Annotated in this window: 13 protein-coding genes; 11 read left to right on the top strand and 2 right to left on the bottom strand. The window is 70.4% G+C overall.

What is annotated here, in order from left to right:
* Nucleotides 1–68: 68 nt before the first annotated feature.
* The 10 genes from ABS52_00830 (at nt 69) to ABS52_00785 (ending at nt 14,317) form a co-directional block, all read left to right on the top strand.
* On the top strand, nt 69–2,225 hold the full coding sequence (locus tag ABS52_00830; protein ID ODT05271.1) for a hypothetical protein: 2,157 nt from the start codon (nt 69–71) through the stop codon (nt 2,223–2,225).
* An 8-nt stretch (nt 2,226–2,233) separates the two neighbouring features.
* Nucleotides 2,234–3,856, top strand: coding sequence for a hypothetical protein (locus ABS52_00825; protein ODT05270.1), 1,623 nt, complete (start codon nt 2,234–2,236; stop codon nt 3,854–3,856).
* An 18-nt stretch (nt 3,857–3,874) separates the two neighbouring features.
* A complete protein-coding gene (locus ABS52_00820) occupies nt 3,875–5,578 on the top strand; it encodes a hypothetical protein (GenBank protein ID ODT05269.1) in 1,704 nt (567 codons plus the stop codon).
* A gap of 9 nt (nt 5,579–5,587) precedes the next feature.
* Nucleotides 5,588–7,657: a hypothetical protein gene (locus ABS52_00815; GenBank protein ODT05268.1), complete on the top strand. Its 2,070-nt coding sequence runs from the start codon at nt 5,588–5,590 to the stop codon at nt 7,655–7,657.
* A gap of 89 nt (nt 7,658–7,746) precedes the next feature.
* On the top strand, nt 7,747–8,643 hold the full coding sequence (locus ABS52_00810) for a hypothetical protein (protein ID ODT05267.1): 897 nt from the start codon (nt 7,747–7,749) through the stop codon (nt 8,641–8,643).
* A gap of 157 nt (nt 8,644–8,800) precedes the next feature.
* Complete coding sequence (locus ABS52_00805; protein ID ODT05266.1) at nt 8,801–10,015, top strand: hypothetical protein; 1,215 nt, start codon at nt 8,801–8,803, stop codon at nt 10,013–10,015.
* A gap of 56 nt (nt 10,016–10,071) precedes the next feature.
* Nucleotides 10,072–11,289 carry a hypothetical protein gene (locus ABS52_00800; GenBank protein ODT05265.1) on the top strand — a complete coding sequence of 406 codons (1,218 nt, stop codon included), beginning with the start codon at nt 10,072–10,074 and terminating at the stop codon, nt 11,287–11,289.
* Nucleotides 11,290–11,326: 37 nt separating this feature from the next.
* A complete protein-coding gene (locus ABS52_00795; GenBank protein ID ODT05264.1) occupies nt 11,327–13,009 on the top strand; it encodes a GMC family oxidoreductase in 1,683 nt (560 codons plus the stop codon).
* 83 nt (nt 13,010–13,092) lie between these two features.
* The gene (locus tag ABS52_00790) at nt 13,093–13,710 is read left to right on the top strand and encodes a twin-arginine translocation pathway signal protein (GenBank protein ODT05412.1); all 618 of its coding nucleotides are present in this window, start codon (nt 13,093–13,095) and stop codon (nt 13,708–13,710) included.
* A gap of 124 nt (nt 13,711–13,834) precedes the next feature.
* Entirely contained in the window at nt 13,835–14,317 is a 483-nt protein-coding gene (locus ABS52_00785; GenBank protein ID ODT05263.1) for a hypothetical protein, read from the top strand.
* A gap of 99 nt (nt 14,318–14,416) precedes the next feature.
* Here ABS52_00785 and ABS52_00780 read toward each other — a convergent pair whose 3' ends face one another.
* Complete coding sequence (locus ABS52_00780; protein ID ODT05411.1) at nt 14,417–17,425, bottom strand: peptidase M23; 3,009 nt, start codon at nt 17,423–17,425, stop codon at nt 14,417–14,419.
* 31 nt (nt 17,426–17,456) lie between these two features.
* Entirely contained in the window at nt 17,457–17,843 is a 387-nt protein-coding gene (locus ABS52_00775; protein ODT05262.1) for a reactive intermediate/imine deaminase, read from the bottom strand.
* A gap of 107 nt (nt 17,844–17,950) precedes the next feature.
* On the opposite strand from ABS52_00775, the gene ABS52_00770 reads away from it, so the two are divergent.
* A complete protein-coding gene (locus tag ABS52_00770; GenBank protein ID ODT05410.1) occupies nt 17,951–18,316 on the top strand; it encodes a hypothetical protein in 366 nt (121 codons plus the stop codon).
* Nucleotides 18,317–18,397 lie beyond the last annotated feature (81 nt).

The raw sequence follows: 18,397 nt of genomic DNA, 5'->3' as shown, positions 1-18,397 counted from the left end.
GCGCCGGCGCGTGGCGTGACCAGCGGAGCGGTTTCGGCTCGCTGCCGGGCCTCGCTATGTTGCCAGCCATGTCTGTTGATCGCGACAAGATCCCGTACCTCCCCGAGCGGATCGAAGGGCTCGGGGCCGTTGCCACGAACCTGTCGTGGAGCTGGAGCCGTGCCGCCCGGCAGCTGTTCTCGATGATCGACGAACCGCTCTGGCACCTCACGCGGCACAATCCCATCGCCGTCCTTCGGCGCGTCGAGCCGGCTCGCTTGAGCAAGCTTGCGCGCGAGCCGCAGTTCCTGGACCTGTACGACCGGGTCATGCAGGACTTCCGGCGTGACCAGTCGTTCGACGACACCTGGTTCAGCACCCACCACCAGTCGCAGCGCGGCAAGACGATCGCGTATTTCTGCGCGGAGTTCGGGCTCCACAACTCCGTCCCGATCTATTCGGGAGGGCTCGGCGTGCTGGCCGGCGACCACTGCAAGTCGTCGTCCGACCTGGGGGTCCCGCTCATCGGCGTGGGACTGTACTACAAGAACGGGTACTTCGACCAGAAGCTCCGCCTGGACGGCTGGCAGGAGGATTCGGAAGAGCGCTTCGACGTGGTCAACACGCCGCTCGAGCGGGTGGCGCTGCCGGGCAGGGATCCGTGGCTGGCTGCGCTGCCGACCTTTGGTCGCGACATCCACCTTGCCGCGTGGCGGATGAACGTCGGGCGCGTCCCGGTCATCCTCCTCGATTCGGATCTCGAGCAGAACGATCCTGCCGATCGTGAGCTGACCTCAAGGCTGTACACCGGAGGACCCGACGTGCGGCTCCGGCAGGAGTGGATCCTTGGCGTGGGCGGGGTGCGCGTGCTGCGCGCCCTCGGATACTCGCCCGCGGCCTGGCACGCCAACGAGGGGCATGCCGCCTTCATGCACGTCGAGCGGCTGCGGGAGCTGGTCGTCGCGGGGCACTCGTACGAGGAGGCGGTCGCGCAGGTGCGCGCCTCGAGCATCTTCACCACGCACACCCCCGTGCCGGCCGGCCACGACACCTTCTCCTTCGACCAGGTGGAGCAGTGCGCTGGGGCGATGTGGGACGAGATGCAGATCTCGCGCGAGCAGTTCCTCGGGATCGGGCAGCACCCCACGGAGGAGCACGGGCGCTTCCACATGACCGTCTGTGCGTTGCGCCTGTCGAGATACGTGAACGGGGTGGCCCGGCGGCATGGCGAGGTCTCGCGCCAGATCTGGGCGCCGCTGTGGCCCGATCGCGACGTGGGTCGGGTGCCGATCGGCCACGTGACGAACGGCGTGCACAAGGCCACGTGGATGTCGAAGGAGATGATGGAGCTCTTCGACCATCACTTCGGCCACCAGTGGGGGAGTCGCGTCGAGGATCCGGCGATGTGGGAAGAGGTGCTGGAGCTGGACGACCATCGCCTCTGGTCGACGCACCTCGCGCTCAAGACCGAGCTCCTGAACTTCGTGCGCGAGCAGGCGCGGAGGCGGTGGGCGCGGCACTGGAAGGAGGCCACGCACGTGGTCGGGGCGGGGACGCTGCTCAATCCGAACGCGCTGACGATCGGTTTCGCCCGCCGCTTTGCGACGTACAAGCGGGCCGACCTCGTCTTCTCGAACGTCGAGCGGTTGCGCGCGCTCCTCGTGGACAACACGCGCGCGGTGCAGCTCATCTTCGCCGGCAAGGCGCACCCGGCCGACACGCCGGGCAAGGAGGTCCTGCGCACCGTGTACGGCTTCACCCGCGACCCGCAGCTCGAAGGGCGGGTGGCGTTCATCGAGGACTACGACCTGCACCTCGCGCATCGCCTCGTGCAGGGGGTCGATGTCTGGCTGAACCTCCCGCGCGTGCCGATGGAGGCCAGCGGAACGAGCGGGATGAAGGCGGCGCTGAATGGCGTGCCGCAGCTGTCGACCCTCGACGGGTGGTGGCACGAGGGGTACGATGGACTGAACGGCTGGGCCATTCCGCCGGCGTCGTCGCGGGCCACGCCTGACGAGTGGGATGCCGAGCGATTCTACTCGCTCCTGGAGGAGCAGGTGGTGCCGCTGTACTACGAGCGGGACGAGCGCGGGCTGCCGCACGGGTGGATCCAGAAGATGAAGCACGCGATCCGGGTGGCCGGGCAGCGGTTCACGTCGCGACGCATGGTCCAGAACTACGCCAACGCGTATTACGCCCCCGCGATGCACGGGGAGGTGCAGGGCGACGATCCACCGATCGGATGAGGTAGGGGATGGCAGCGCGCAAGCGAAGTGCGGAGCAGGGGGCGCCCGCGGCGGCGAAACGGCGTCCGCGGACGCCGGGGGACGACGCGGGCGGTGGCACGCCGAAGCGTTCGGCGAAGCGCCCCGCGCCGGCGCGCGCGTATCCGCTGGTTGCGGCTGGCGGAGAGGCGGTCACCATCGTGCACGTGGTGGCCGAGCTCGCGCCATTTGCCCGCACAGGAGGGCTGGGCGAAGCGGTCGCCAACCTCGCCAAGGCGCAGGTGCGGGCGGGGCTCGAGGTCGCGATCATCATGCCGCTCTACCGGCAGGTGCGCGAGGTGGTGGGTGACCTGGTCCCGGCCAGCGCACCGTACACGGTGCAGGTGGGGCCGCGCGCCGAGTCGGCGCAGCTGTTCGAGTCGAAAGGGGTGCGGGAGCGCGCCGGCCACGGGATTCCCCGCGTGTACTTCCTGGCCAACGACTACTACTTCGGGCGCGAGGGGATCTACGGCGATGCCCGCGGCGATTACGGCGACAACGACCGGCGGTGGGCGCACTTTGCCCTCGCTTCGCTCAACGCCCTCCCCATGATCGCCCGGGCGCCGGTGATGATGCACTGCCACGACTGGCACACGGCGCTGGCCCCGGCCTACCTCCGGGCGTATGACGTGGGGAGCGAGTTCTTCCGCAACACCTGGTCGGTGATCACGGTGCACAACGCCGGCTACCAGGGGCACTTCCCGCCGCAGTCCATGGCCGACGCGGGGCTCCCGTGGGAGTTCTACAACATCGACATGTTCGAGTGGTACGGGCGCATGAACATGCTCAAGGGGGGGCTCGCCTGCGCCGACATGGCGACGACCGTGAGCCCCACCCATGCGCACGAGCTCCGGACCGCGAAGGGCGGCTTCGGGCTGCACGAGCACTTCGTCGCCATGCGGGACCGGTTCGTCGGGATCCTCAACGGGATCGACACCGTCGACTGGAACCCGGCGACCGACCCGCTCATCGCCCACACCTACACGCGTGGCCGCCTCTCGCCCAAGAAGCAGAACAAGGCGGCGCTGCAGCGCATCTTTGGTCTTCCGGAGCGCCCCACGACGCCGGTCATCGGGATGAGCGCGCGCATGGTGGCGCAGAAGGGGCTCGACCTGATCCTCGGCAGCCCGCGGTTCCTCTCGCTCGACGCCCAGTTCATCTTCCTGGGGCAGGGGGAACGGCGCTACGTCGACATCCTGGAGGAGCTGGGGGCGCTGGTCCCCGGGCGCATCGGGGTCCAGACCGACTTCACGGTGGAGCAGGAACACCGCCTCCTGGCCGGCGCCGACATGATCGTGATGCCGTCGCAGTACGAGCCGTGCGGGCTCACGCAGATGCGCGCCCAGCGCTACGGGACGCTGCCGGTGGCGCGCAAGGTGGGGGGGCTCGCCGACACCATCGAAGACAACGTCACCGGCTTCCTCTTCGACGACTACACCCAGGCCGACTTCATCGCCGCCTGCGCCCGGGCCATCGACCACTACCTGCACCCGCACGTCTGGACGGCGATGATGAAGGAGGCGATGGGGCGGGACTTCGGCTGGGAGAAGTCGGAGGCGAGGTATCGCGAACTGTACCGGCGCGCCATCGCCTCGCCGCGCTGGAGACGTTAGGCGTTGTCCTCCCGCCCGGTGGACTTCGTCCTGATGCTGCACTCGCACCTCCCGTACGTGCTCAACCACGGACGCTGGCCCCACGGGAGCGACTGGCTGTGCGAGGCGGCGCTGGGGGCGTACCTCCCGCTGGCGGGAAAGCTCCGGCAGCTCGAGCGTGGCGACGTCCAGGCCCCGGTCACCCTCGGGGTCACCCCGGTCCTCGCCAACCAGCTGGCGCATCCCGCCTTCGCGGCCGAACTCGATCGCTACATCGCCCAGCGCCTCGCGGCCTGCGCCGAGACCGCGTCGGCGATGGCCGGGACACCCGAGGCGCCCTTGCTCCCGCTGGTCGCGTTCTGGGAGCGGCGGCTCGGGCAACTGCGCACCCTTCGTGACGAGCTCGGGGGCGACCTCATCGGCGAGTTCCGGCGGCTCCAGGGGGCGGGGCGCCTCGAGCTCACCTCGTCGGCGGCGACGCACGCCATCCTTCCGCTCCTCGCCCGCGACGAGTCGATCCGGTTGCAGCTGTTGGTGGGGCGCGGCGAGCACCGGCGGCTCTTCGGGAGCGACCCCGCCGGGTGCTGGCTCCCCGAGTGCGCCTACCGCCCGCGAGGGATGTGGTCACCGCTCCCGGGTGCCCCGAACGCCGGGGTGCGCCGCGGGATCGAGGAGCACCTGGCCGAGGCGGGCTACCGCTACTTCTTCGTCGACGCGCACATGGCGAACGCCGGGGCGCCGCTGGGCATCTACGGCGAACTGTTCGCCGGCGAATCGGCCCACCTCCCGGATCCCGCCGCGCCCGACGCGGCCGGGCGACAGTCACCGCACCGGGCGTACCGGGTGACGGGAGCCGGCGCCCCCGTCGACGTCGCCGCCCTGGTGCGGGACCCGCGCGCCACGCTCGCCGTCTGGAGCCGCGGCCACGGATACCCCGGCGACGGCGCCTACCTGGAGTTCCACAAGCTCCGCTGGCCCGGAGGGCTCCGATTGTGGGGGGTGACGTCGCGCGCGTCAGGACTGGGAGACAAGGCGCCCTACGACCCCGTGGCGGCACGACTGACGGCGCGCGCGCACGCGCGTGACTTCGCCGCGACGCTCGCGGCGATCGCGGACGGGTGCGGCGTCGGCGATCGGGTGATTGCCGCCCCGTTCGACACCGAACTCTTCGGCCACTGGTGGTTCGAGGGCCCTGACTTCCTCGGTGACCTGTACGCGGAGCTGCCGCACCATCCGGGGGTGCGCGCCGCGACGGCGTCGGCGCACCTGGATCGTCATGGCGCCCCTGCCGCGACGCGACTGGCGCGCGGGAGCTGGGGGCGCAACGGCGACCTGGAGATGTGGCTCAACGACCGGGTGCAGTGGATCTGGCCCCTGATCTGGGAACTGGAAGAGGAGTTCTGGGCCCTCGCGCCCACGGCACTCGAGCGCGACGGGACCCACGAGCTCCTCGCCCAGGCGGCGCGCTCGCTTCTCCTGCTGCAGTCGAGCGACTGGCCCTTCATCGTTTCCACCGGCGAGGTGGCCGACTACGCCACGCGGCGCGTGCACACGCACGCGGGGGAGACGCGCGAGCTGCTGGGCGCCCTGCGCCGCGTCCTCGGCGGGAGCGAGGCGCGGGTCGGGCGTGCGCTGGCCCGCGCGTTGCACCTGCGGGATGCCGTCTTCCCCGGCATCGTCCCGGCCATCGCGGCCGCGCTGGTGCCAGCACGCCGCGACCACGCGTACGCCACCATCGGGTGAGGCCAGGCCATGCGCTCCGTCGTCATCCACGGCCACTTCTACCAGCCGCCGCGCGAGCACCCGTTCTTCGACGAGATCGAGGCCGAGGCGTCGGCGGCCCCGTACCATGACTGGAACGACCGCATCGAGCGCGAGTGCTACCGCGCGGTGGTCGCGGCGCGCGTCGCGGGGGGGCAGGGGCGGATCGCGCGGATCGTCAACACGCTCGAGCGGCTGTCGTTCAACGTGGGGCCAACGCTGTTCACGTGGCTCGAACAGGCCTCCCCGACGACGTATCGCGCCATCCTCGCCGCCGATCGGGAAAGCTGTCGGCGCTTAGGGGGGCACGGCAACGCCCTGGCCCATCCCTACCATCACGTCATCCTTCCGCTCGCCTCGCGCCGCGACAAGGTGACCGAGGTACGGTGGGGGATCACCGACTTCCGACGGCGGTTCGGGCGCGACCCGGAGGGGTTCTGGCTTCCCGAGACCGCGGTCGACGACGAGACGCTGGACGTCCTGGCGCAGGAAGGGATCCGCTTCACCATTGTCGCCCCGTACCAGGTGACGCAGCGCCCGCCCAACGGCCTGCCGGGGCGCTACACCACGGCGAACGGACGGACGATCGCCCTCTGCACGTACCACGGCGACCTGTCGCACGGGATCGCCTTCGGCGGCCTGGTGGGCGATGCGACCCACTGGGCACGAGAGATCCTCGCGGTCGCGCCCGACGCGGCGTTGCCCGACGACCCTCCGTTCGGGGCACGGCGCGCGCCTGGCGACGAGACGCCTCACCTGGTCGCGATGGCGACCGATGGCGAGACGTACGGACATCACCACAAGTTCGCCGAGATGGCGCTGGCCCGCGTCGTGGAGCTCCTGGCGCACGAAGGGGTGCGGGTGGAGAACTTCGCCTCGTTCCTCGCCCGGCATCCCGCGACGCACGACGTGGCACTGGTCGCCCCCACGACGTGGAGCTGCGCCCACGGTGTGGAGCGGTGGCGCTCGGATTGCGGTTGCCGGCTGGACGGGGTGCGCTACCCCAGCCAGGCGTGGCGCACCCCGCTGCGCGACGGGCTGAATGCCCTCTCGGCGGAGCTGCACGCCATCTTTGTGCGTGACGGGGCCCCGCTGTGGGGCGACGTGTGGGCGGTGCGCGACGCCTATGGCGAGGCGGTGAGCCGCGATGCCGATGCGCGCCACGCCTTCACCGCGTTGCGGCTGGCGGATGCCTCGCACGGCGACCAGCACCGCGCCGCCGAGTTGCTGGAGATGGAGCGGGACGCGCTCCGCATGTTCACCTCCTGCGCCTGGTTCTTCGACGACATCGGCGGACTCGAGCCGCAGCAGGTATTGCGCTACGCCGCCCGCGCCATCGCCCTGAGCGGCGAGGCGCCCCGCCTCGAGGCGAAGCTGCGCGCGACGTTGCGGCTGGCGAAGAGCAACGATCCGGCCACGGGGACGGGGGAGGACGTCTACCAGCGCCTGACGAGCGGCCCCGACGCCGCGGCCCGCACGGCCGCGGCCGCCGCCGCCCTCGTGGCCCTCGGCGTCGAACCCGATGGGCACCTGTCGGCCAACGCCGTCTTCGCCGAGATCACCGGCGACCGCGTCACCGTGACCTCGCGAGATACGGGGAGGGCGCGCCGCTTCCGCGTGGCCGTGGTCGACCGCCGTGCGAGCGAGATCACCTGCGACGTGACCGACATGGAAGACGAGGATGCGCGCATCTGGCGCATCCCGCTGGCCGACTTCCCCGAGCGCCCGCGCCGCGCCATTCGCCACCAGCTGCGGCGGCAGCTCCTTCCACGCTGCCTGACGCCCGACGAGATGGAGCGACTCGCCTCGGGCGAGGAGTCGCTGCGCGGGGTGATCGTCGTCGCCCTCCTGCGCGCCGTCGCCCAGCTGTCGGGGGATCACTCCCCCGAGGCGCTCGACGTGGCCGACGCGCTCTTCGACCTGTTCGAACAGTTGGAGACCAACATCCCCTTCGACGTGCAGACGGTCTTCTGGACGATCTGGCAGGAGGCGACTGCGGCACGGCGCGAGGCGCTCGCCCCATTCAGGGACCGGCTGGGCTTCGAGCCATCCGTCGGCTGACGAATGGCCGCGCGGACCTTCCGCGCGGCCGGCGGTATTCATCAGGCATCACCCGCTCGACCACAGGCTTCCAGACGGATGGAGTCCCCATGCCCCCCAACGACCCGCTGGCCAGCGGCACCATGGCAACCTGGCTCGACGAGCTCTGCCGGGAGCGCGCATCGTACAACCTCCCGCCGCGGGCCAACGCGCGCGCCGGCTCGTTCGCCGACGGGATCCTCGCCTTCCTCTTCCCGCACTTCGCCCCTCGCCTCGACGGCGCGCGCGCGGCGCTGGACCGCGAGCTGGCGTTGATCGCCGAGGAGGCACCGGCGCTGTTTGCCGACTTCCTCGCGCACCAGGCCGGGCCCGGGATCACGCACACCGTCGAGGTGTCCATCGACGCCGACGGGGCGACGGCGGGGCGCGCGTTCATGGACTCGCTCCCCGCGCTGCGTGAGGCGCTCCTGGCCGACGCGCACTTCCTCGTCGCCTCCGACCCGGCGGCGACGTCGGTGGAGGAGGTGATCCTCGCGTATCCCGGCTTCCATGCCGTCGCCTGCTACCGCCTGGCCAACCGGATCCGGTCCCTGGGCATCCCGCTCCTGCCGCGGCTCATCACCGAGCACGCGCACATGCGCACCGGGATCGACATCCACCCCGGGGCGACCATCGGCGTCCCCTTCGCCATCGATCACGGGACCGGTATCGTGATCGGCGAGACGGCGACCGTCGGCGTGCGGGTGCGGATCTACCAGGGGGTGACGTTAGGCGCCCTGTCGGTGGAGAAGGGGCTGGCCAGCGCCAAGCGCCACCCCACCATCGGCGACGACGTGATCCTGTACGCCAATGCCACGGTACTCGGCGGGCGCACCGTGATCGGCGCCGGGAGCGTGATCGGGGGGAACGTCTGGCTCACGCGCTCGGTCGCTGCCGGATCGGTGGTGGTGCACCAGCCGATGAACACGCAGTCGAACGCGGCGGCCAACGACATTTTCCAGATCTGAGGCCCGCCGGCGCCGGTCCATCGCGGGCCCACGGCGCCCCACGCGGAGATCGCCCGGGTCCCGAACCTAGCCGACTCCCGGCCTCGACGTCACCTTGTACGGGAAAGCCGGGGGCGAGTGCGTCACTCGTCTTCCCGCCCTCCCGTCCTGTCGTGCGATGCCCTTCGTCATCTTCGTCGCCCCCATCCTGAGCGAGAATGCCTTCCGCATGGTGGAGGCGGCGGCGGGGCTCCCCGATGTGCACCTGGCGGTCATCACGCACGACGGGGCGGAGCGCCTGCTGCACCTGCAGGGGCGCGTGGCGCACTGGAGGGTGGAGAACGTCCTGGACGTCACGCAGCTCACGTGGGCGGCGGAGGGGCTGTCGCGGATGTTCGGCCCCATCCACCGCCTGTTCGGCGCCTACGAGCAGCTGCAGGTCCCGCTGGCCGGGGCGCGGCAGCGGCTGGGCATCGAGGGGATGAGCGTGGAGGCCGCCAACAATTTCCGCGACAAGGCGCGCATGAAGACCCTCCTGCGCGGCGCAGGGCTTCCGTGCGCGCGCCACCGCCTTGCAGGGTCGATGGACGACGCGATCGCCTTCGCCGAGGCAAGCGGCTTCCCCGTCGTGGTGAAGCCGCCTGCCGGCGCGGGGGCGCTCTCGACCTTTCGTGTCGATGACATGCCGGCGCTCGTCTCGGCGTTGCGGGCCACGCCCCCGACGCTCGAGCAGCCGGTGCTCCTCGAGGAGTTCGTCCAGGGCGAGGAGCATTCGTTCGAGACCATCTCGGTGGACGGCCGCCACGTGTGGCACTCGCTCACGCGCTACTATCCCACGCCGCTCACCGTCCTGCAGAACCCATGGATCCAGTGGTCGCTCGTGTTGCCGCGCGAGGTCGACGATGCGCAGTACGACGACATCCGCTCGGCGGCGCGGCGCGCCCTCACGGTGTTGGGGATGCGCACGGGGATCACGCACCTGGAGTGGTTCCGCCGCAGCGACGGCAGCATCGCGATCAGCGAGGTCGCGGCGCGCCCCCCGGGTGCGCAGATCACGCAGCTCATGTCGTATGCCCACGACTTCGACACCGTGCAGGCCTGGGCCAGGGTCATGATCTTCGGCGAGTTCGAGCCGCCGGCGCGGAAGTACGCCGCGGGTGCCGCCTTCCTTCGCGGTCAGGGAGAGGGGCGGATCGTGGCGGTTCACGGCGTCGACGAGGTGAACCGCGAACTGGGCTCGCTCATCGTCGCCGCGAAGACCCCCGTCATCGGCGCCACGCCCTCGACCAGCTACGAGGGCGACGGTTGGGTCATCGTCAGGCACCCCGACACCGCCACCGTCGAGCGGGCTGTCCTGAAGCTGGTCAGCACGATCCGCGTCGAAGTCGCCTGACGCCCCGTGTCCATCTCGTCTTCTCGTCCTCTCGTCTTCTCGTCTTCTCCTAGTCAATGAATGTCATCATGCTGGCCCCGGGATATCCCGGCGAGATGCCGTACTTCTGCCGCGCGCTCGCGGTGCACGGTGCCAAGGTCTACGGGTTGAGCGACGTGGCCCACCAGGACCTCCCGTCACTCACGCGTGAGCACCTCGCCGGCTACCTGCAGGTCGCCGACTTCACCGACGAGGATGCCGTGGTGCGGCAGGTGGTGCAGTCGGTCGGGCGTGCGACGATCGACCGCGTCGTCTGCATGTGGGAGCCCGGGGTGGTGCTGGCGGCGAAGCTGCGCCAGGCGCTGGGCGCCCCGGGGCAGGGGGTCGAGCAAGCGACGACCTTCCGCAACAAGGATCTCATGAAGCAGGTCATCACGCGCGCCGGGATCCGGACAGCGCGTCATGCCGCGGCCACCAGCATGGCCCAGGTGAAGGAGGCCGCGGCCGCGATCGGCTTCCCGGTGATCGTGAAGCCGATTGCCGGCGCGGGATCGATGGACACGTTTCGCGCGGGATCGATGGCCGAGCTCGAGGCCGAGTTGGCGAAGGTGAAGGGATACGACGAGGTGAACGTCGAGGAGTTCATCGAGGGCGACGAGTACACGTACGACACCATCTGCATCGACGGTGAGGTGCAGTACGAGAACGTGTGCTATTACCGCCCCAATCCGCTCATCGCGCGCTCGCACGAGTGGATCTCGCCGCAGACGCTGGCGCTGCGCGACCTGACGCCGGCGCCCGTGGCCGGGGGAATCGCGTTAGGCAGGGCGGTGCTGCAGGCGATGGGGTTCCAGACGGGCTTCACGCACATGGAGTACTTCTGGACGTCGAAGGGCGAGGCGGTCTTCGGGGAGATCGCGGCCCGCCCCCCCGGCGCCCACACGGTCGACCTCATGAACTTCGTGGGCGACATCGACCTGTTCATGGGGTACGCCGAGGCCGAGCTGAAGGGGACGTTCTCCCAGTCCACGGTGCGCAAGTACAACGCCTGCAACATCTTCAAGCGCGCCCAGGGGCAGGGGCGCATCACGCGGGTCGAGGGACTCCAGCACCTCCTCGAGCGCTACGGCGAGCACATCGTGCACATCGACCTCCTCCCCGTGGGAACGGAGCGGCGCAACTGGGTGCTGACGCTGGTGTCCGACGGCTATGTCGTCGTCCGGCACCCCGACCTCCAGGCGTGCATGGAGATTTCGGACGCCGTCGGGACGGACCTTCGGCTCTTTGCGAGCTGAGCACGAGAAGACGAGAAGACGAGAAGACGAGGAGGGCATGGTGCAAGAGACGCAGTTCGATGCGATCGTCGTCGGGTCGGGCATTTCCGGCGGATGGGCCGCGAAGGAGCTGACCGAGAAGGGGTTGCGCGTGCTCCTGCTCGAGCGTGGACGGAACGTGGAGCACATCAAGGACTACGTGAACGCCCGCAAGGGGCCCTGGGAGTATCCGCATCGCGGACGCCGCACGCAGGCGATGGTCGAGCACTACCCCGTCCTCAAGCGCGACTACCCCCTCAACGAGACGAACCTCGACTTCTGGGTCGACGAGGAGGAGTCACCGTACACCGAGGTCCGGCGCTTCGACTGGTATCGCGGCTACCAGGTCGGCGGGCGCTCGCTCATGTGGGGGCGGCAGAGCTATCGCCTGAGCGAGATGGACCTGGAGGCCAACGCCAGGGAGGGGATCGGGACCGACTGGCCCGTTCGTTATGCGGAGCTTGCCCCCTGGTACGACAAGGTCGAGAAGTTCGCCGGGATCTCCGGTTCGCTGGAGGGGCTGCCGCAGCTTCCCGACGGGGCGTTCCAGCCCCCCATGCCGCTCAACTGCGGCGAGGAGCTGGTGGCCGGCAGGCTTCTCAAGGCGTTCGATGGCGCGCGTCGCCTCATCCCGGGGCGGGTGGCGAACCTCACGCAGCCGCTCCCGGGGCGCAACCCGTGCCAGTACCGCAACGCCTGCTGGCTGGGGTGCCCGTACGGCGGCTACTTCAGCACCCAGTCGTCCACGCTCCCCGCGGCGATGGCCACCGGTCGGCTGACGCTCAAGCCCTGGTCGATCGTGACCGAGGTGATCTACGACAAGGATGCCCGGCGTGCCACGGGAGTGCGCGTCCTCGATGCGATCTCGAACCAGGTCACCGACTTCGAGTCGAAGGTCGTCTTCCTCTGCGCCTCCACGCTCAACTCCACGTGGCTCCTCCTGCGCTCGGCGACCGACGTGTGGCCCGGCGGCCTGGGGAGCAGCTCTGGAGAGTTAGGGCGCAACCTGATGGATCACCACTTCCGCCTCGGGGCCTCCGGGAGGCTGGAGGGGCTGGACGACAAGTACTACTACGGTCGGCGCCCGACGGGCTTCTACATTCCGCGCTTTCGCAACATCGGCCGCGACAAGCGCCCGTACCTGCGCGGCTTCGGCTACCAGGGGAGCGCCAGTCGTGAGGGGTGGGGGCGTGCGGTCGCCGAGCTCGGGGTCGGGGGGGCGTTCAAGGACCTCATGGCGCAACCCGGCGGATGGACGATCGGCGCGACCGCGTTCGGCGAGATGCTCCCCGACCGCTCGAACCGGGTGTCGCTCGACCACGCCAGGCAGGACAAGTGGGGCTTGCCGGTGCTCAAGATCGACTGCGCGATCGGCGGGAACGAGGAGCAGATGCGCAAGGACATGACCGCCGACATGGCGGAGATGCTCGAGGCGGCGGGCGTGAAGGACGTGAAGCCGTACGACAACGGCTACTGGCCGGGGATGGGGATCCACGAGATGGGGACGGCGCGCATGGGGACCAGTCCGAAGAACTCGGTCCTCAACAAGTGGAACCAGGTGTGGGACGCGCCCAACGTCTTCGTCACCGACGGGAGCTGCATGGCGTCGTCCGGGTGCCAGAACCCGTCGCTCACCTACATGGCGCTCACGGCCCGCGCCGCCGACTTCGCGGTCGAGTCACTCAAGAAGCGCAGCCTCTAGGACGCGGCACCGTCGCCACACGTTCTCCACGGGACATCCACAGGACACCGGCCATGCCTGACGAGCTGGAACCGCAGTCGCTGATAGACCGCCGCGAGGCCATTCGCCGCGTGAGCGCGTTGCTGGGGGGGGCCGCCTTCATCGGCGGATCGGCGCTGATGGCGGCGTGCGCCCGGGAGCGAGGCGCCGGCGTCGACTCGGCGACGGTGATCGGCGCCACGCCCGAGCCGCGGCAGACGATGTTCACCGCCGAGGAGGTGGCCTACCTCGACGAGATCGCCGAGACGATCCTTCCCGAGACGTCGACGCCGGGGGCGAAGGCCGCCCGTTGCGGCGTCTTCATGGCCGTGATGGTCCAGGACTGCTACGAGCCGAAGGACCAGGAGATCTTCCGCGCCGGGCTCGTGTCGCTGAACGAGGCGAGTCGAAAGGCCCACGGCATCCCGTTCATGCAGGCGACGCCGGAGCAGCGGACCGCCCTCCTGACGGCGATCGACAAGGAGGCGATCGACTACCACGCCGCGAAGAAGAAGGACGAGCCCAACCACTATTTCCGGATGGTGAAGGAGCTGGCGCTGCTCGGCTACTTCACGTCGGCGGTGGGGATGACCAAGGCGCTGCGCTACGTGGAGACGCCAGGGCGCTTCGATCCCTGCGTGCCGCACGCCAAGGGCGAGACCATCTGGGCCGCGCACGCCTGACCACGCCCGGCGACCAGGCGTAATCGCCCGGATGGCCGGGTTCCCCTACACCAAGGGGGGTGCTGTCGGATACCGGATGCGGAGATGCGGCGAAATCCTCGTGAGGTGCCCACCGGAGGTTCTCATGAAGGAGTCGTCACTCAGGGTCCTGCGGCAGGGGGTGGTCGCCGGATTGCTCGGCTACGCGGTCGTCGCGGTCGTCTTCGCCATCGCGAACGTGGCCGGGGGGCGGTCGCCGTTCCAGACGGCGGCGGTGCTGGGCGCCACGCTCTTCTACGGCGCGACCGACCCGGCGGCGGTCACCGTCTCGGCGCCGTACGTCTTCGCCTTCAACGGGCTCCACCTGGTCACGTTCCTCGGCTTCGGGATCATCGGAGCCGCGCTCGTGTCGCTGGCAAACAAGGGAGAGCAGCTGTGGTACCTGGCGCTCTTCTTCTGGATGTTCGTCGCCGTGCACATGATCGGCGCGGCGCAGGTCTTCGCGATCCCGCTGGGGCAGATTCTCTCGGCGGCTGCGGTGTGGGCGGCGGGGATCGGCGCCGCGATCGTGATGGGGATCTACCTCGTCCGGGCGAATCCGTCGCTGCGCGCGGCACAGAGCTGGTAACACGCCCGGACACGTCCGGACAGCCGGCGCAGGGTGCCGGGCGCACGCCCCGAGGCGACGGGCGGGCCACAGCGGACCCGCCCGGGACGGGCGCGCGGGCTATGCCGTCCCCCACTCCCCGAGAATCTCCTCCAGCCGTTCCAGCAGCCACTCCACGTCGTCGCGCCCGACCGTCAACGGCGGGCGGATCTTCAGCACGTTGTCGGCGGGCCCCTCGGTCCCGACGAGGATCCGCTCCTCGCGCAGCCGGTTGACCACGTAGCGGGCCGCGTCCGTGGCGGGCGCGCGCGAGCTGCGGTCGGCCACCAGGTCCACCCCGACGAAGAGTCCGAGGCCGCGCACATCGCCGATGAGCGCCTGGCGGGATTGCAGGTCGCGCAATCCGGCCAGCAGGTGGCCGCCGACCGCGCGGGCATTGTCCTGCAGCCCTTCGTCGTCGACGATGCGCAGGACCTCGGTCCCGATGCGGCACGAGAGGGTGCTCCCGCCGAAGGTCGAGAAGAACTCGATGCCGTTGTCGAATGCGCGAGCGATCTCGGATGTGGTGAGGACGGCGCCCAACGGATGCCCGTTGCCCAGCGGCTTCCCCAGGACGACGATGTCGGGGAGGACCTCCTGCTGGGTGAAGGCCCAGTAGTACTCGCCGAGGCGTCCGAGCCCGGTCTGGACCTCGTCGGCGATGCAGACGCCGCCGGCCGCACGAATGCGGGCATACACCCCCGACAGGTAGCCGGGCGGTGGGAGGACCTGTCCGCCGACGCTCGGGAAGGTCTCGGCGATGAAGCCGGCGAGCCGTGCGCCTCCTCCCCGCGCCGGGATGCGCGCGATGGCCTCATCCACGTACGCCGCGTACGCCGCCCCGGCGTCGGCGCCGCGGTGCGGGCCGCGATAGGCGTCGGGGAGCGGGACCAGCTGCACCCAGTCGGGACGGCCGCCGCCGCCCGGCTTGTTGAACTTGTAGGCGGAGAGGTCGTAGGCGCCGGTGGTGTTCCCGTGGTACCCGTGGTCGGGGGTGACCATGTCCCGTCCCCCGGTGCGCGCCCTCGCCAGCCGCAACGCGAGCTCGTTCGCCTCGCTCCCCGAGTTCACGAGGAAGACGTGCGTGAGGTGCGGCGGCGCCTTGGCCAGGAGCGCCTCGGCGAAGGCGACCTGCAGCGGGTGGAGGTAGCGCGTGTTCGTGTTCAGCCGCGCCAGCTGGTCGGATGCCACGGCGCGCAGTCGCGGGTGGGCGTGTCCCACGTGCGGCACGTTGTTGTAGGCGTCGAGGTACGTCCGTCCCCACTGGTCGAACAGGTAGTGCTTCCACCCGCGCACGAAGAGGCAGGGGTCGCGGTAGCTCAGCCTGAGGTTGGAGGCAAAGTGCGCACCGCGGCCGGCGAGGAGCGTCGCCACGTCGATGGGGCGGTACTCGACCCTCGCGTCGGGGAGGTTGAGCAGGGCGGCGGGGTTGGGGCAGATGGCGCGCCACATCGCGAGGTCGTCGGGGTCGGCGACCCCGGGCCAGTCTCCCGCCATGCCGTCGGTGAGCACCGCCAGCTGCAGGTGCAGGTGCGGATCCCACCCGCCATTCTCCTCCGGCGACCCGAGGGCGCCAAGCTGCTCCCCCCGCGTCACGCGCTGCCCCACCCTGAGCGCCTGCACCGTGGCACGCGACAAATGGCCGTACAGCGTCCAGAACGCGTCGCCGGCCGGCGTCTGGTGCCGCAGGACGACCATCCCCCCGTAGTCGAGCGCTGCCTCGCGGAACTCGACGACATCCACCACACCATCGCAGGGGGCGTGCACGGGAGTCCCCGCCGGGAGGAAGACATCGACCGCGATGTGGACCGAACGGCGGTCGGAGACGGCGAGCGCCCCCTTTCTGAAGGCGGGGGCGGTGTAGACGGCGCGCGGCTCGGCGTAGCTCCCGACCCACGCGGCGCCCACGCCGGCCGCCGCGCCCAACGTACGGGCCTCCTCGTCCGTCATCGCCAGCGGGTCGCGCGGGGCCAGCGACGACGTGATGGCCAGCGAGCCGGCCGCGAGCTCCGACAGGTCGCGTCCCATCACCGGGGCGAATCGCCCCCGCTCGCTGTCGAGCCACGCGATGACGCGCCCGGCCGAGTCCGTGGCCGGGAGGGCGCATGCCGCGCGCAGCCGGGCACTCACCTGTGCCTCGGCGATGCCCCGTGATCGCTCGAGGAATCGCCATGCCGCGGCCTCGGAGATCACCGCGTACGGGTCGCCGGGGCGCTCGCGCGCCATGCGCGCCGAGTTGGTCACGCTCACCGCCAGGCGCATCAGGAGGAGCGGCCAGACCAGGTCGAGCTGGGCGCCGGACAGCGGGGTGATGCCGTGATAGGCGGCGACGAAGGCGGCGAGCGCCCGTTCGGGGTGTGGATGGTCGAGGACGAGGTACGCCCCGGTGATCGCGAGCTCGGCGACTGCGGGAGCGAGGGTCAGGTCGCCGAAGTCGATGATCCCGGTCACGGCGAGCGTCCCCGCGGCCGAGCGCCCTACAAGGATGTTGCAGTCGTTGATGTCGTTGTGAATCGCCGCGGCCGGCTCGGCGAGGAGCGCGGGCTTGAGCGCCGCATAACGAGCGAGGATGCCGTCGACGATGGCGCGCCGTCCGGGATCGGGGATCTCGTGCAGGTGGCCGGCGATCCAGTCGCCGCGCCGAAGGTCCCACTTGAAGTCGCGCGCCATGGCCGGGTGGGTGAAGTCGGCGAGGGCGCGGTCGAGGCGTGCGACGTGGGTGCCCAGCTCGCTGGCGAGGGCGAGGGAGTGGGGGCGTGCCCGCCGGTACTCGACGCCGTCGAGCGACGAGAGGAGCCACAGGTAGCGCGCCTCCCCGTTGGCATCGGGGCGCTGGCAGTACGGCGCCCCGTCACGCGTGGGGACGAGTGCGGGGATGGGGACGCCGGGGTCGCGCGAGGCGATGTGGGCGTGCGCCTGCGTGAGGAGGTCGACGAAGGGCGCATCGCATCCCGGGCGCATGACCTTGAGGACGTACCGGCGCCCGTCTCGCGTGGTGGCGCGCAGGTTGAGGTCGTACTCGCCAGCGAGCGACGCGAGGGTGGCATCGACCTGCCAGGTATCGGCGAGGATCGCGGACCAGTGGTTCAGCGTGGTGTGCACGGGCTCGAAGGGGCGAGGATCAGGGCCGGTACGCCACGCAGTCGATTTCGACGCGCAGCCCCTCGCGCGGGAGGGCCGAGACCTGGACGGTCGTGCGGGCCGGGCGGTGGCCGCCGAACGCCCGTTCGTAGACGGCGTTCATCTCCCTGAACTCGCCCATGTCGACCAGGAAGACGCCGCAGCGCAGCACGTACTGGAGGTCCGAGCCGGCGGCACGAAGGATCGCCCGCAGGTTCCGGAGGCACTGTTCCGTTTGGGCTGCGGCATCCGGGCCGGCCAGCTGGCCGGTGGCGGGGTCGACGGCCCCCTGCCCCGACACGAAGATGAGGCGCTCGAACCCCATCCCCGGGGAGTAGGGGCCGACTGGGGTCGGGAGGTCGGGGGCGACGACGGGGTAGTGCGACATGCGCAGTAGGAAGGAGGGCGTGGCGGCGTTATCCTCGAATGCTCGCATCGCGTGGCGGTGGCCACAACTGCGGCGCGCCGATTCCCTCACCGTGCTCCCCCATGTCGATCGACAGGAAGGCCGCGATCCGCCAGTACAAGGAGACGCCGCGCACCATGGGCGTCGCCGTCCTGCGCAATGCACGCAACGGCAAGGCGTTCGTCTTCGCCGGACGCGACATCTCCTCGCTGATCAACCGGAACCAGGCGCAGCTCAGGCTGAAGGGTCACTCCAACCGCGTGCTGCAGGAGGAGTGGAACACGATGGGGCAGGAATGCTTCACGTTCGAGGTGGTTGACACCCTCACCCCCCCCGCCGACGCGCCGGCGTACGACCCCACGGAGGACCTGAAGGCCCTGGAGGCGCTCTGGATGGAGAAGCTCGCCCCGTACGAGCCGGCCGGGTACCACCGTCCCCCCAGGATCAGGGGGTAGGGCGGGGATAGAGCGGGGATAGAGCGGCGGTGAGTCGGGGGGCTCGCCGCGCTGGCCTCGACGGTCCGACCGCCGACTTGC

Source organism: Gemmatimonadetes bacterium SCN 70-22 (genome assembly GCA_001724275.1).
GTDB lineage: Bacteria > Gemmatimonadota > Gemmatimonadetes > Gemmatimonadales > Gemmatimonadaceae > SCN-70-22.
This window is presented reverse-complemented; position numbering and strand designations above follow the sequence as displayed.

Coding starts and splice junctions, on each gene's coding strand:
- ABS52_00810 (ODT05267.1), top strand. CDS start 7,747: ATGCCCCCCAACGACCCGCTGGCCAGCGGCACCATGGCAACCTGGCTC.
- ABS52_00775 (ODT05262.1), bottom strand. CDS start 17,843: ATGTCGCACTACCCCGTCGTCGCCCCCGACCTCCCGACCCCAGTCGGC.
- ABS52_00800 (ODT05265.1), top strand. CDS start 10,072: ATGAATGTCATCATGCTGGCCCCGGGATATCCCGGCGAGATGCCGTAC.
- ABS52_00825 (ODT05270.1), top strand. CDS start 2,234: ATGGCAGCGCGCAAGCGAAGTGCGGAGCAGGGGGCGCCCGCGGCGGCG.
- ABS52_00795 (ODT05264.1), top strand. CDS start 11,327: ATGGTGCAAGAGACGCAGTTCGATGCGATCGTCGTCGGGTCGGGCATT.
- ABS52_00830 (ODT05271.1), top strand. CDS start 69: ATGTCTGTTGATCGCGACAAGATCCCGTACCTCCCCGAGCGGATCGAA.
- ABS52_00815 (ODT05268.1), top strand. CDS start 5,588: ATGCGCTCCGTCGTCATCCACGGCCACTTCTACCAGCCGCCGCGCGAG.
- ABS52_00805 (ODT05266.1), top strand. CDS start 8,801: ATGCCCTTCGTCATCTTCGTCGCCCCCATCCTGAGCGAGAATGCCTTC.
- ABS52_00785 (ODT05263.1), top strand. CDS start 13,835: ATGAAGGAGTCGTCACTCAGGGTCCTGCGGCAGGGGGTGGTCGCCGGA.